Raw genomic sequence first — 13344 nt, 5'->3', positions numbered from 1 at the left:
CTACCCATCCTACGTTTCTTTTGAAATTCAAGTCTGGAGTACTGCGTGTGAATCCAAGGGAGCTCGCAACAATGGCCGATGAAGCGCGTTCGCGACTGGGGCGCGGGCTGGCAAGCCTGATCGGAGATGTCGGCGGCGAGGCGGCCGCGCATGTCGAGCGGCCGCGCAACCAGCGCAAGGTGCCGATCGAATTCCTCAAGGCCAACCCGCGCAACCCGCGGCGCACCTTCGCCGACACCGAGCTCGGCGAGCTTGCCGATTCGATCAGGCAGCGCGGCGTGATCCAGCCGATCGTGGTGCGTGCGATCAAGGGCGCGCAGGACCGCTACGAGATCATCGCCGGCGAGCGCCGCTGGCGCGCCTCGCAACTCGCCGGCCTGCACGAAGTGCCGATCGTGCCGGTCGAGGTCTCTGATTCCGACGCGCTCGAGATCATGATCATCGAGAACGTCCAGCGCGAAGACCTCAATGCGATGGAAGAGGCGCAGGGCTATCACGCGCTCGCCGACGAGTTCAAACGCAGCCAGGAAGAGATCGCCAAGATCGTCGGCAAGAGCCGCAGCCATGTCGCCAACATGATGCGGCTGACCAAGCTGCCGCCTGAGGTGCAGGCGCTGATCTCGAAGGGCGATCTCTCCGCCGGCCACGCCCGCGCGCTGATCGGCGTGCCGGATCCGCTCGCTGCAGCGAAGCGCATCGTCGCCGAGGGTCTCAACGTTCGCCAGGCCGAGGCGCTGGCGCATGAGGAGGGCGTGCCGGAGCGCAAGCCGCAGAAGGCGCGCAGTGGCAGCGCGGCCAAGGTCGACAAGGATGCCGACACGCTGGCGCTCGAGAAGCGCGTCAGCGATGCGCTCGGCCTTGCCGTCACCGTCAGCCATCGCGATCCCGGCGGCACCGTCCAGATCAGCTACCGCAACCTCGAGCAGCTCGACGAGGTGGTGCGGCGGCTCGAGGGCGGCTAGCGGTTTCGTCATTCCGGGGCGCGCGTCAGCGCGAACCCGGAATCTCTTTTTCAACATCTCTGGATTCCGGGTTCATGCTTCGCATGCCCCGGAATGACTTCTTCAATTTACCCCCGCCGCTTCGCATTCGCCGCGATCGAGAGCAGCGCGCGCTGGGCGATCACGGCGGCGAGTGAGGCCTGCTTGCGCATGTCCAGCGCCGCGGTCGCGAGCAGATCGATCACGCTCACCAGCCGCGGCGGCGTGAAATTGCGCAGCGCGATCTCGACCGCCGGCTTGCGCGAGAAGTGCAGCCGCGGAAATCCGCCTTCCAGCACGGCTGACGCCGGCGTGCCGTCCGCGATCGCCAGCGCCGATTTGTGCAGCCATGCCGCCTGGCGCTGCGCGGCCGAGATGATCACGCCGGGATAGGTGCCGGCGACCATTGCTTTCGTGAACTCGCTTTCGACCAGCGCGGCGTTGCCGGCGAAGGCGCCGTCGACGATCGGATCGAGCTTCAGCTCGGAGGCGTCGGACACCACGGTCATGACGTCCTCGAGCGTGATCTCGCCCTTGCCGTGCGCGAACAGCGCCAGCTTGCGCAGCTCGTTGCGCGAGGCCATGCGGTCGCCGCCGAGCAGCGACATCAGCACCGCGCGCGCATCCTGCGCGAGCCGCAGATTCGATACGCGCAGCTCGTCCTCGATCAGCTTCGTCAGATCGCGCTCGGTGTCGGGATAGCAGCCGATCGCCACTGCATTCTTGGCGCGCTCGCAGACCTTGCGCAGCGGTGATTCCGGCCTGAGCTCGCCGGCCTCGATCACGATGCGGCAATCCCTGAGCGCGGTGGTCTCGGTCAGCGTCTCGACGCCACTTGAGAAGTTGCGCGAGCCGGCGCGGACGCGGATGGCGCGGCGGCCGCCGAACAGCGGCACCGTCATGGCCTCGTCGACCAGCCGCGACGGTTCGGCGGCGAGTTCGTCGCCATCGAGCCGCACCAGCGAGAATGGATCGTTGGGATCGTCGACCGCGGAGGCCATCAGCGCGTCGGCACGCTCGCGCACCAGCCCGAGGTCCGGGCCGTACAGCAGGATGATCGGACGACCGGCGTCAGGCCGGGCGAGGAAGCTGTCGATCTCTTTTCCGCGAAGCGCGACCATCTCGCCTTAAACTGTCATTCCGGGGCGCCTCGTCAGAGGCGAACCCGGAATCTCGATCCATCATCTCCAGATTCCGGGTTTGCGCCGGTGGCGCGCCCCGGAATGACCTCCCGCCTCAGGTTCCGGTGGAGAAGAAGGAGGCGAGGCGGGTCTGGATGTTGTCGGCGATCTCCTGCGCGGCGCGGTCCTCGGCGTCGCGGAAAGCGCGGGCGCGGGCGAAGCGCTGGTAGGAGCCGGGCATGTCATAGGACACGCGCGAGAACGTGGTGCCGGTCATGACCGACTTGTTCGAGGCGATCTCGATCAGGTTGAACTGGGCGTCGATGGCGTAGTTCTCGCTGGTCGGCAGCGCGGTGGCCGGATCGATCATCAGCGAGGAGCGGCTGGTGTTGAAGCGCAGCACCAGCCGATGCGTCGGCGGCATGCCGGTGGCGGTGCCGTAGAGCTTGAAGGCGAGGGCGTTGCGGACCTCGACGCCAACCCGCGCCTCGCGCGAGGCGTTCGGCTTGTCGACCGGCGGAACCTCGACGCCCATCAGCTTTTCGCGCAGCGCGGACGACTGGCCGTCGAGGGTACGCTCGGCATACATCGGCTGGAAGCATCCGGCCGTCAGCGCGGCCAAGGCAGCCACGGCCACGAGCCGGGCGGCGATCCTGATCCTAGCCGACAACATTGACGATCCTCATGGGCACCACGATCACCTTGCGGACGGGTTTGCCGCCCAAGGCGGCTTTTACCGCATCGAGCGCCAAAACGGCAGCCTCTATATCCGCATTTTGGGCCGCCCGTGGCACGGTAACATCACCTCGTTTTTTACCGTTGACCTGGACGACCAGGGTCACGCTGTCTTCGACCAGCAAATCGCGTTCGATTTGCGGCCAATCGGCCTCGGAAACCAGCCCGGTCTGGCCCAGAACCACCCAGCATTCCTCGGCCAGATGCGGCATCATCGGCGAAAACAGCTGCACCAGGATGGTCGCCGCCTCCTTGACGGCCCAAGAAACATCTGGAGCCAAGTCCGGCGCCGGCTTGTCGCCCTTCGCCAGCACCTCGGACAGCGCATTGGCGAACTCGCGGATATGGGCGAGACACACGTTGAAATGCAACCGCTCGATGCCGGACGACACCTTGTCGAGCGCGCCATGGGCGGCCTTGCGCAGCGCCAGCGCCTCGGCTCCGAACGTGGCCGGCCGGGCCGCCGGCGCCGTCTTGGCAATCTCGGCCGATTCGTTCACCAGCCGCCACAGCCGCTGCACGAAGCGTGAGGCGCCCTGCACGCGCTCGTCGCTCCAGATCACGTCGCGGTCCGGCGGCGAGTCCGACAGCATGAACCAGCGCGCGACGTCGGCGCCGTAGCTCGCGATGATGTCGTCGGGGTCGACGGTGTTCTTCTTCGACTTCGACATCTTCTCGATCGGGCCGATCGCGACGTCCTCGCCGGTCGCCATCAGCACCGCGCGGCGGCCGTTGCCGCCAACCTCGATCTTCACCTCGGCCGGCGTGACCCAGCTGCCGTCGGCCTTCTGGTAGGTCTCGTGCACCACCATGCCCTGGGTGAACATGCCGGCGAACGGCTCGCTCATGTCGACGTGGCCGGTGGCCTTCATCGCGCGGGTGAAGAAGCGGCTGTAGAGCAGATGCAGGATCGCGTGCTCGACGCCGCCGATATACTGATCGACCGGCATCATCCGGTTGGCGACCGCAGGCGTGGTCGGCGCGGTCTCGTTCCACGGGTCGGTGAAGCGCGCGAAATACCAGGACGAGTCCACGAAGGTGTCCATCGTGTCGGTCTCGCGCACGGCCTTGGCCCCGCACTTCGGGCAGCTGACGTGCTTCCAGGTCGGGTGATGGTCGAGCGCGTTGCCCGGCTTGTCGAAGCTGACATCCTCCGGCAGCGTCACCGGCAGCTGGTCGTCGGGCACCGGCACCACGTCGCATTTCGGACAGTGGATCACCGGGATCGGGCAGCCCCAGTAGCGCTGGCGTGAAATGCCCCAGTCGCGCAGCCGGAAATTCACCTGCCGCTCGCCGACCGGCGCATTACCGCGGACTTCGCTTTCCAGCCGCTTGGCGACCTCTTCCTTGGCCGCTTCGATGGTCATGCCGTCGAGGAAGCGCGAATTGATCATGCGGCCGTCGCCGTCATAGGCGACGTCGGTGATGACGAACGTCTTCGGGTCCTGGCCCTCGGGGCAGACCACCGGCGTATTGCCGAGATTGTACTTGTTGACGAAGTCGAGGTCGCGCTGGTCGTGCGCCGGGCAGCCGAAGATCGCGCCGGTGCCGTATTCCATCAGCACGAAGTTCGCGACATAGACCGGCAGCTTCCAGCTCGGATCGAACGGATGCACCGCCTTGATGCCCGTGTCGAAACCCTGCTTCTCGGCGGTGTCGATGATCGACTGCGCGGTGCCGATCTTCTTGATGTCGGCGATGAACTCCGCGAGCTTCGGGTTCTTCGCGGCAGCCGCTACCGCCAGCGGATGATCCGCCGAGATCGCCATGAACTTGGCGCCGAACAGCGTGTCCGGCCGCGTGGTGAAGATCTTCAGCTCGCTCTCGCCGGCCGGCGTGGTCGCCGCATCCAGCGCAAAGCGGATCAACAGGCCCTCGGAGCGGCCGATCCAGTTGCGCTGCATCAGCCGCACCTTGTCGGGCCAGCGGTCGAGACCATCCAGCGCTTCCAGGAGCTCCTGCGAGTACTTCGTGATCTTGAAGACCCACTGGCTCATCTCGCGCTGCTCGACGACGGCGCCCGAGCGCCAGCCACGGCCGTCGATCACCTGCTCGTTGGCGAGCACGGTCATGTCGACCGGATCCCAGTTCAGCTTGCGCTTCTCGCGCTCGGCGAGGCCGGCGCGCAGCATGTCCAAAAACATCTTCTGCTGATGCTTGTAGTAGCCGGGGTCGCAGGTCGCGAACTCGCGCGACCAGTCGAGCGACAGCCCGATCGACCGCAGCTGTTTCTTCATCGCGGCGATGTTGTCGTAGGTCCAGGCCTTCGGCGCCACCTTGCGCTCGATCGCGGCATTCTCCGCCGGCAGGCCGAACGCGTCCCAGCCCATCGGGTGCAGCACGTTGTAGCCCCTGGCGCGCATGAAGCGGGCCAGCACGTCGCCGAGCGTGTAGTTGCGGACATGGCCGATATGGATGCGCCCCGACGGATAGGGGAACATCTCGAGCACGTAGTATTTCGGCCGCGGATCGTCGTTCTTGGAGGCGAAGATCGCCTTTTCGTCCCACAGGCGCTGCCAGCGGGGCTCGGATTCACGGGCGTTATAGCGTTCGGCGGTCATGAAATCGCAGGGATTTTGGGTGGCTCTGGGTGATTTTCGGGCCCCGTCCGGGGACGGCGGACTAGGCCACAAAAGCGCCTGCGCGGTCAACGGCTTGGGCCTCCAAACGTCCCATCCCCTCGCGCAGCCGCCCTGCCGCTGTCGCAGGGGCGCCGTCTGCAGCCTTCTCGACGTCCTGGCGAAGGCCTGGACCACAGAGCTTTGTCGAGGAAGGGATCGTGGCCCCAGCTTCGCGCAATAATAAACGGTGGGGGTAATGGGTCCTGGCCTTCGCCAGGACGACGCTGAATATGCGGCGTCGCCGATGGTCATGGTTCCGCGCTCATGGCGCGGCTCGATCACGCACGATCTCAACTCGCCAGCGCCATCCCGGCTTCGTCCAGCGTCTGCAGGAACCCGTGCTCGATCACGGCATTCCTGCCGCGGCGCTTGGCGGCGTAGAGGGCGGCATCCGCAGCTTCGATCAGGTCGCCGGGGCGCTGGGTCTCGTTCGGCCTGGTCGTCGCGACGCCGACGCTGACGGTGACGACGCAATGGCTCGAGGATGCATGCGGCACGGCGAGGCCAAGCACGGCGGTGCGCACGGTCTCGCCGATCGCGAGCGCATGCGCGGCGTCGGTGTTCGGCAGCAAGAGGCAGAATTCCTCGCCGCCATAGCGGCCGGCGAAGCCCATGGCGTCGGCGGCGATCCCGGACAGCGCTTCGCCGATTCGGGTCAGGCAGGCATCGCCTTCGGGATGGCCGTAGGTGTCGTTGTAGAGCTTGAAGTGATCGACATCGATCATCATCAGCGACAGCTCGCATTCATATTGCTGCGCCCGCATCCATTCGAAGTCGAGCCGGCTCTGGAAGCCGCGGCGGTTGGCGAGGCCGGACAGCGCGTCGATCGAGGCCATCACGGTGAGACGATCGTTGGAGGCGACGAGCTCGCGCTCGCGCTGGCTGAGCTGCGCCGCCATGGCGTTGAAGGCGCGCGCCAGCGGCACGAATTCTGCCGGCAGCTTGTGCTTGGCGACGCGCGCCGACCAGTCGCCCTCGCCGAACCGCCGCGCCATGCCGGTCATCAGCTCGATCGGATGGATGACGAGCCGCTCGGCGCCGACCAGCGCACCCAACAAGACGAACAGGCAGACGAAGCCGAGCTGCAGATAGGCGGTGCGGATCTCGCGGTTGATCGCCGCGGTCACCTTGGCCTCGTCCATGCTCACGATCAGCCGGGATTGCGTGCCGGCGATGCGCGCGAAGCTCAGCGTGCGCTGTGCGCCGTCGGACGCCGTGAACGACACCGAGCCGGACGGCTCGTCATAGCTCAGCGCCTTCTCGGCGATCGCCGCCATCAGCGGGATGGTGTCGAGCGAGCGGCCGATCAGGCTCGCGTGATCCGCAGGCGCGGCGATCACGACGCCGGTAGAGTCGACCAGCACGGCCGACATGCCGGGCTGGCCGCCGAGATTGGCCATGATCTGCGACAGCCAGTCGATATTGATGCCGGCGACCACGACGGCATCCTGCTCCGGATTGATCGCGGCCACCGGATAGGCGGCCATCATCATCGGGCGGCCGTTGGTCCTGCCGCGCAGATAGTCGCTGAACACGAAGCCGCGGTTGTCCTGCGCCTTCTTGAAATATTCGCGGTCGCCGACATTGAGGCCGACCTGGACGTTGAGGGTCGAGCACTGCACCAGCCCGTCCCTGGAGACGAACATGATGCTGCGGATCCAGGGCAGCACCGTCGGCAGGCTGGCGCGCAGCACCTCGCAGCTCTGCGCGATGCCGCCGGAGGCGCGGATGTAGGCTGCGGACTTCAGCATGGTCTCGACCGAGGAGACCACCTCGCGCTGGGTTTCCGCGGCATGCGCGGTGAGGCTGGCATAGCCGGCCGCGGCCTGCGCGACCTGCTTGCTGCGGGAATCCTCCAGGGTGCGGACGCGGTCCAGCATCAGGGGCGCGACCAGCATCAGCGCAAGCAAGGCCAGCCGGGCACGAATTCCCAGAACCTTCTTGAGCCTGACCCGGTTGCGGTTGAAAGTGACGCCCGACATTCTATTCCCTTGCCCGTGCGCAAGTTAGAATGCAGGGCTTCAAAAAGCCTTTCCCGAATTTGGTAAAATTCGAGCCAACCCCCCGCACCTGTCAGAGAACGGCACAAGCATGACGCAAAGCCCGACCACGCCGTTACCGGCCGATTCACCACATGGCCTAGCCGCCGTCGAACGCGAGATCGCGCATGCCTGCAAGGAAGCGCGGCGCGACCGCGCGTCGGTGACCTTGATCGCGGTGTCGAAGACGTTCGCGGCCGACGCAATTTTGCCGATTATTGGCGCCGGACAGCGCGTATTTGGCGAAAATCGCGTCCAGGAGGCCAAGGGCAAGTGGCCGGCGCTAACCCAGGTTCATCCGGGATTGCAGCTGCATCTAATCGGGCCGTTGCAGTCGAACAAGGCCAAGGAGGCGGTCGCGCTGTTCGATGCGATCCACTCGGTCGACCGCACGAGCATTTGCGAAGCGTTAGCCAAGGAAATCAAAAATCAAGGCAAGCACCCGGAACTGTTCGTCCAGATCAATACCGGTGAGGAGCCGCAGAAGGCCGGCGTCGCGCCGCAGGACGCGGATACCTTCATCGCGGCATGCCGTGACACCTACGGCCTGCCGATCTCGGGACTGATGTGCATCCCGCCGGTCGACCAGGCGCCGGCGCCGCATTTCGCGCTCTGCGCCAAGATCGCCGCACGCAACGGGCTGACGAATCTCTCGATGGGCATGAGCGCGGACTTTGCCGTCGCGATCCAGATGGGGGCCACCCATGTGCGGGTGGGCTCGGCGATCTTCGGGACGCGGACGGTACCGCATAACTAGTGTCGTCCTGGCGAAAGCCAGGACCCATACTCCGCGGCCATTGCAAGGGACACGCGGCCAGATCGGCGGACAACAATTCACTTCGGTGGTTATGAGTCCCTGCTTTCGCAGGGACGACATTGGTGTGTGTGGCGCGTGCGCGGCTCAAGCGAACCGCACCGACACCTTTCCGATCGCGCCGAAATCGGCCGCGAATTCATCGCCGGCTGCGATCGGCAGCGGTGGGTGGCAGGTACCGGTGGTGACGACCTCGCCTGCCCGCAAGGTCAGCCCGAGCGCGCGCAGTTCGTTGGCGCACCAGGCGAGCGCTGCGCGGGGATCGCCGAGCACGTTCTTGCCATGGCCGATATAGCGCTCGCCGCGCAGCGTGATGACGGGGCGGTCCTCAACCAGGTCGATCGCGCGCCAGTTGGATGTCGTTGCTGGTCCCAGCACGAACAGATGCGCGCAGGCATTGTCGGCGATCAGCTGCGCTTCGCCTGCGGCGACGAAATCGGCGAAACGCGAATCCGGAATCTCGATCGCCGGATGCAGCGTGCCGACGGCCTCCAGCACCTCCTGCACGCTGTAAGGCGTTGTGCGCGGCGCGAGATCGCGCGCCATGCGGAAGGCGTATTCCGGCTCGCCGACGCGCATTTCGTTGCCCTGCATCGACGCGGTGCCGCCATCCGGTATCAACGTCTCGGCGAGGATGCGCCCCGCCAGCGGTCCCGCGACATTGATGTGCTTCTGGCCGGCCGCGCTGGTCGCCGCGATCTTCCAGCCGAACAGTTTTTCGCGCGACGTCTTTTCCAGCTCGGCCTGCACCGCATAGCCCTCGGCGCGATCGCGCGGCCGAATTGCGCCATCGAGCGCTGCGAGCTTGGTGCCGGCGTGCCAGTGATCGTGCAGGATCTTCGAGGCGGCGGCGATCTTGTTGTTGTCGAGCATGCTGTTTCGCTCCCGCGGGAATTATTTTCTGGTGTGCACGATCTCAGCACAAACGCGTCGCGTCTGTCGCGTGGGAAAACCGATGCTGAGCTATTCCACCACCCTACCCAATAACGATCCGGGTCTGCGGCGACATCCGCCGCAACAGCCGCAGCATCGAGGTCTTCGTCATCGAGACGCAGCCTGCGGTCGGCGAGAAATTCGGCCGCGCCAGATGCAGGAACACCGCGCTGCCGCGACCGGCGACGCGCGGCGCGGCGTTATGATCGATCTCGACAATGAAGTCGTAGAGATGATCCTCGCGAGTCAGGCGGTCGCCGCCCTGCGTCCGATCGAGCCGGATCGGCTGGTTGTAGTGACGGTCGGCGGGGTCCTCGCACCAGGCGTCCTCGCGGCGGATCGGCCGGGTCGGCAGGAAAGTCGCCGGACGCTGGTGCCGGTCGGCGCGCCACCAGAGCTGGCGCGGATGGAAGACGCCGCGCGGCGTGCCGCCGTCGCCCTCGCGCTTGTTGGCGAGGATTCCGCCGCGTCCGAGCGCCACCGGCACGGTCCAGCCGTCAGCCGACAGCCAGCCCCGGCGCGGGTCGCCGGCGGCTGCTCGGACCTCGATGATGGAGAGCGGGCGATCACGTTTGGCTGTCATATAAGTGATTGAAATAGCTGACCTTCTCTTAAGAATCGTTCCAAACTGAGCTTGCCTTGGAGGTTCAGAACATCCTATCTCCCGGCATTACAGGACATTCACGTCCTGCCCCGCCGGATTTGAGGTAGACTGCGTTGCCTTGTGAATCGGTAACAATCGCCTACCTGAACACATATCTAGCCGATGTTACGGCCATAAGCGTCCTCTGCTTCTGACCGCCCGCCCCCGAAGGATTGTACCTATGGCCAATGCCCGCAAGATCTTGATCGTGGATGACGATACCGATCTGCGCGATACGCTGGTCGAGCAGCTGTCGCTGCACGAGGAATTCGAAGCCTCCGCAGTCGACACCGGCGCCAAGGGCGCCACTGCCGCCAAAGCCAATTCCCCCGATCTGGTCCTGATGGACGTCGGCCTGCCCGACACCGACGGCCGCGAAGTGGTCCGCTCGCTCCGCAAGGGCGGCTTCAAGGCCCCGATCATCATGCTGACCGGCCACGACACCGATTCCGATACGATCCTGGGGCTCGAATCCGGCGCCAACGACTATGTGGCGAAGCCATTTCGGTTCGCGGTGCTGCTGGCCCGCATCCGGGCGCAGCTCCGCCAGCACGAGGCCAGCGAGGACGCGGTGTTCTCGGTCGGCCCCTACTCGTTCCGGCCCGGCTCGAAGATGCTGACCGGCGCCAATGCAAGGAAGGTGCGGCTGACCGAGAAGGAAACCGCGATCCTCCGCTTCCTCTACCGCGCCGGCCAGATGCCGGTGTCGCGCGAGACCCTGCTCCAGGAAGTCTGGGGTTACAATTCCGGTGTCACCACCCACACGCTGGAAACCCACATCTACCGCCTCCGCCAGAAGATCGAGAAGGATGCCGCCAACCCGGAAATCCTGGTGACGGAAGCCGGTGGCTACAAGCTGGTGCCGTGATACGCTTCGCGCTCAACGATTCGTGAAATCGAGGCGCACCGCGGTTACCGGACCTGAATGTCGATCGATGATGACGTAGCCCTGCTCGAGCGGGTCCCGACAATGCGTCTGTTGGGCGAGAGCTCCTTGCGCATGCTGGCGATCGGCTCCGAGCAACGTGATTTCAACGCAGGCGACGTGCTGTTCAAGGCCGGCGACGCTGCGGACGCCGGCTATGTCGTGCAGCGCGGCACCTTCCGCGTCGAGGAAGGCGGCGCCGAGATCATCGCCGGCCCCGGCGCGCTGATCGGTGAGCTCGCCTTGATCGTCGCGATGAAGCGGCCGTCGACCGCCACCGCGCTGGAGCGCGGTTCGGTGATCCGCGTCGCGCGCAGCCTGTTCCAGCGCGTGCTGGAAAGCGATCCCGCCGCGGCCCGCCGCCTGCGCGACGAGCTCGCGCTGCGCACCAGCCAGCTCGCAAGCGATATCCTGATGGCGGGCGGGAAGTTGAGCACGTGATCTTTCCGCGCGTCATTCCGCAAGGTCATTGAACCGTCACCCTGAGGTGCGAGCCGTGCGGCGCAATTGCGCCGCTGGGCGAGCCTCGAAGGGTCGACGGCCACCAGCCGGGCCGTGCACCCTTCGAGACGCGCGTTCCACGCTCCTCAGGATGACGGGTCGAGGGTCGGCGGCGCCCTTAAACCTCCATCACCGCCGTCACCGGCACGTGGTCCGACGGACGCTCCCAGCTGCGGGCGTCGCGGGTGATCTTGAAATCGCTGACCTGATCCTTCAGCGCGCGCGAGACCCAGATGTGATCGAGCCGTCGGCCGCGATCGCCGACGGTCCAGTCCGCCGCGCGGTAGCTCCACCAGGTGTAGACCTTTTCCGACATCGGGATCCGCTCGCGCGCGATGTCGAACCATTCGCCATGCGCCTGCGCGGCGAGCAGCTTCTCGGTCTCGACCGGCGTGTGCGAGACCACCTTGAGCAGCTGCTTGTGCGACCACACGTCGTTCTCATGCGGCGCGACGTTGAGGTCGCCGACCAGGATGTGGCGGTCGTCGCCGCGCGGATGCAGCGGCTCGCAGGCCTTCATCTCGTCGAGGAATTGCAGCTTGTGCTCGAATTTCGGACTGAGCGCGGGATCGGGAATGTCGCCGCCGGCCGGCACGTAGAAATTATGCAGCACCAGCGGCTTTGACAGCTGCGCCTTCTCGCCGAAGGACACCGAGATGTGTCGTGAATCGATCTTGTCGCAGAACGTCCTGATGTCGGTCGTCTCGAACGGCAGGCGCGAGACGATGGCGACGCCGTGATAGCCCTTCTGTCCGTTCAGCGCGACGTGCTCATAGCCGAGCCGCTTGAAGCGCTTGAGCGGAAACGCATCGTCGATGCATTTGGTCTCTTGCAGGCACAGCACATCCGGCCGCGCGCTCTTGATGAACTTGGCGACGGTGTCGATGCGCAGGCGCACCGAATTGATGTTCCAGGTGGTGACGGAGAACCGCATGAGGACCGCGTCTTAGCACGGTTCTCGGTGCGGATTTCAATTGTCCACAGGGAGGCTCCCACCTCGCCCCGCTTGCGGGGAGAGGTCTGATCGCATGGAGCGAAGCGCAATGTGATCCGGGTGAGGGGGACTCACCACGTACTCGCGTCTTTCGGATTCGTGGAGGCAGCCCCTCACCCCAACCCTCTCCCCGCAAGAGCGGGGCGAGGGAGAAGGAAAGGCGGTCAGCCCGGCGAGGTGCCGGGATAGGTCGTGAAGTCGATCTTGAACAGCGCCGGATCGGGCTTCTGCGTCGCGTCGAGATTGTAGACCGCAACGGTCGTGTCGTAGCCCTGCGGGTCGGTGACGGTCCACTGCTTGAGCTTGCCGTCCTTGGCGCCGATCATCAGCAGGAAGCGGCTGGTGCCGACCAGCGCCTGCTTTTCCTCGATCGTGATGCTGACGAACACGTCGTCGGCGGTGACGCTGATGACGTTGGTGTCCTTCATCAGGTCGATGCGGTCCGACAGCAGATAGCGCAGCGGGGTCTGCGACAGGGGATAGACGTCTTGGGTGGCGAGCCTGCGGTCGCGCACCGCGACCGAGGAGCCGTCGGCGATCACCTCGACCGGGCTCGGATCGTCATATTCGAAGCGCAGCTTGCCGGGTTTCTGGATGTAGAAATCGCCCTTGGTCTTGGTGCCGTCGGGGCCGACCTGAACGAAATTTCCGACCAGCGTTTGCAGCGACGAGAGATAGGCCGAGACCTTGGCCGCCTGCGCCTTCTGGTTGGCGTCGAAGGTCTGGAAGATGTTGGCGGGCACGTTGCGGCGCGGGTCGGGAATCACCGGGTTCGGCGGTGCCTGGGTGGCGCCCGTCGTGGTCGGGCCCTTGTCCGCGTTGGTTTGCGCGCCGGCGTCCTTCTTTGGCGCAGCCTTGGATCCGGCGTTGGGTGCGGGCTTCGGGGGCGGCGCATTCTGCGCGGTCGCAGCGCCGGCGATCGCGGCGGTGACGAGAAGAGCGAGCGCAGTGCGCATGCCGCGGTCAATGAGGTGTTTTGCCATCAGATATGTCAGGTCTCTGTTCGACGCTCGTCCCGCTGCGCCGGATTTTATCCCG

The 13344-nt window shown here is 65.7% G+C and carries 12 protein-coding genes; 4 read left to right on the top strand and 8 right to left on the bottom strand.

Annotation, left to right across the window (positions count from 1 at the left end; genetic code table 11):
• The first annotated feature begins 71 nt into the window (after positions 1–71).
• Positions 72–962: a ParB/RepB/Spo0J family partition protein gene (locus ACVIHF_RS34975; RefSeq protein WP_229190427.1), complete on the top strand. Its 891-nt coding sequence runs from the start codon at positions 72–74 to the stop codon at positions 960–962.
• Between the two features lie 107 nt (positions 963–1069).
• Here the strand turns inward: ACVIHF_RS34975 and holA are convergent, their stop codons facing one another.
• The 4 genes from holA to ACVIHF_RS34955 all read right to left on the bottom strand — a co-directional run bounded on the left by holA (position 1070) and on the right by ACVIHF_RS34955 (position 7439).
• Entirely contained in the window at positions 1070–2101 is a 1032-nt protein-coding gene (holA, locus tag ACVIHF_RS34970; RefSeq protein ID WP_456793311.1) for a DNA polymerase III subunit delta, read from the bottom strand.
• A 115-nt stretch (positions 2102–2216) separates the two neighbouring features.
• Positions 2217–2774: an LPS assembly lipoprotein LptE gene (lptE, locus tag ACVIHF_RS34965; RefSeq protein WP_076833672.1), complete on the bottom strand. Its 558-nt coding sequence runs from the start codon at positions 2772–2774 to the stop codon at positions 2217–2219.
• Complete coding sequence (gene leuS, locus ACVIHF_RS34960; protein ID WP_310883453.1) at positions 2761–5397, bottom strand: leucine--tRNA ligase; 2637 nt, start codon at positions 5395–5397, stop codon at positions 2761–2763. The genes lptE and leuS overlap by 14 nt, the downstream gene beginning before the upstream one ends.
• 350 nt (positions 5398–5747) lie before the next feature.
• Positions 5748–7439, bottom strand: coding sequence for a sensor domain-containing diguanylate cyclase (locus ACVIHF_RS34955; RefSeq protein WP_310883499.1), 1692 nt, complete (start codon positions 7437–7439; stop codon positions 5748–5750).
• Between the two features lie 109 nt (positions 7440–7548).
• On the opposite strand from ACVIHF_RS34955, the gene ACVIHF_RS34950 reads away from it, so the two are divergent.
• On the top strand, positions 7549–8253 hold the full coding sequence (locus ACVIHF_RS34950; protein WP_310883498.1) for a YggS family pyridoxal phosphate-dependent enzyme: 705 nt from the start codon (positions 7549–7551) through the stop codon (positions 8251–8253).
• Positions 8254–8397: 144 nt separating this feature from the next.
• Here the strand turns inward: ACVIHF_RS34950 and ACVIHF_RS34945 are convergent, their stop codons facing one another.
• Together ACVIHF_RS34945 and ACVIHF_RS34940 are read right to left on the bottom strand one after the other, a co-directional pair.
• On the bottom strand, positions 8398–9183 hold the full coding sequence (locus tag ACVIHF_RS34945) for a 2-keto-4-pentenoate hydratase (RefSeq protein WP_456793310.1): 786 nt from the start codon (positions 9181–9183) through the stop codon (positions 8398–8400).
• A gap of 103 nt (positions 9184–9286) precedes the next feature.
• Complete coding sequence (locus ACVIHF_RS34940) at positions 9287–9826, bottom strand: L,D-transpeptidase family protein (protein WP_456793309.1); 540 nt, start codon at positions 9824–9826, stop codon at positions 9287–9289.
• Between the two features lie 241 nt (positions 9827–10067).
• Here ACVIHF_RS34940 and ACVIHF_RS34935 point away from each other — a divergent pair, with 241 nt between their 5' ends.
• Together ACVIHF_RS34935 and ACVIHF_RS34930 are read left to right on the top strand one after the other, a co-directional pair.
• On the top strand, positions 10068–10754 hold the full coding sequence (locus ACVIHF_RS34935) for a response regulator transcription factor (protein WP_016841446.1): 687 nt from the start codon (positions 10068–10070) through the stop codon (positions 10752–10754).
• Positions 10755–10811: 57 nt separating this feature from the next.
• Positions 10812–11252, top strand: coding sequence for a cyclic nucleotide-binding domain-containing protein (locus ACVIHF_RS34930; RefSeq protein ID WP_016841445.1), 441 nt, complete (start codon positions 10812–10814; stop codon positions 11250–11252).
• Between the two features lie 178 nt (positions 11253–11430).
• Here the strand turns inward: ACVIHF_RS34930 and ACVIHF_RS34925 are convergent, their stop codons facing one another.
• Positions 11431–12246, bottom strand: coding sequence for an exodeoxyribonuclease III (locus tag ACVIHF_RS34925; protein ID WP_456793308.1), 816 nt, complete (start codon positions 12244–12246; stop codon positions 11431–11433).
• Between the two features lie 224 nt (positions 12247–12470).
• Complete coding sequence (locus ACVIHF_RS34920; protein WP_456793307.1) at positions 12471–13289, bottom strand: outer membrane lipoprotein carrier protein LolA; 819 nt, start codon at positions 13287–13289, stop codon at positions 12471–12473.
• Positions 13290–13344: the final 55 nt, after the last annotated feature.

The sequence above is a fragment of the Bradyrhizobium sp. USDA 4506 genome, assembly GCF_054058795.1.
The sequence above is the reverse complement of the archived record's forward strand: the minus strand, read 5'-3'. Positions and strand labels throughout refer to the sequence as shown.

What these genes read in the sequence shown, in the direction of transcription:
- ACVIHF_RS34975 (WP_229190427.1), top strand. Translation starts at nt 72, where the DNA reads ATGGCCGATGAAGCGCGTTCGCGACTGGGGCGCGGGCTGGCAAGCCTG.
- holA (WP_456793311.1), bottom strand. Translation starts at nt 2,101, where the DNA reads ATGGTCGCGCTTCGCGGAAAAGAGATCGACAGCTTCCTCGCCCGGCCT.
- lptE (WP_076833672.1), bottom strand. Translation starts at nt 2,774, where the DNA reads ATGTTGTCGGCTAGGATCAGGATCGCCGCCCGGCTCGTGGCCGTGGCT.
- leuS (WP_310883453.1), bottom strand. Translation starts at nt 5,397, where the DNA reads ATGACCGCCGAACGCTATAACGCCCGTGAATCCGAGCCCCGCTGGCAG.
- ACVIHF_RS34955 (WP_310883499.1), bottom strand. Translation starts at nt 7,439, where the DNA reads ATGTCGGGCGTCACTTTCAACCGCAACCGGGTCAGGCTCAAGAAGGTT.
- ACVIHF_RS34950 (WP_310883498.1), top strand. Translation starts at nt 7,549, where the DNA reads ATGACGCAAAGCCCGACCACGCCGTTACCGGCCGATTCACCACATGGC.
- ACVIHF_RS34945 (WP_456793310.1), bottom strand. Translation starts at nt 9,183, where the DNA reads ATGCTCGACAACAACAAGATCGCCGCCGCCTCGAAGATCCTGCACGAT.
- ACVIHF_RS34940 (WP_456793309.1), bottom strand. Translation starts at nt 9,826, where the DNA reads ATGACAGCCAAACGTGATCGCCCGCTCTCCATCATCGAGGTCCGAGCA.
- ACVIHF_RS34935 (WP_016841446.1), top strand. Translation starts at nt 10,068, where the DNA reads ATGGCCAATGCCCGCAAGATCTTGATCGTGGATGACGATACCGATCTG.
- ACVIHF_RS34930 (WP_016841445.1), top strand. Translation starts at nt 10,812, where the DNA reads ATGTCGATCGATGATGACGTAGCCCTGCTCGAGCGGGTCCCGACAATG.
- ACVIHF_RS34925 (WP_456793308.1), bottom strand. Translation starts at nt 12,246, where the DNA reads ATGCGGTTCTCCGTCACCACCTGGAACATCAATTCGGTGCGCCTGCGC.
- ACVIHF_RS34920 (WP_456793307.1), bottom strand. Translation starts at nt 13,289, where the DNA reads ATGGCAAAACACCTCATTGACCGCGGCATGCGCACTGCGCTCGCTCTT.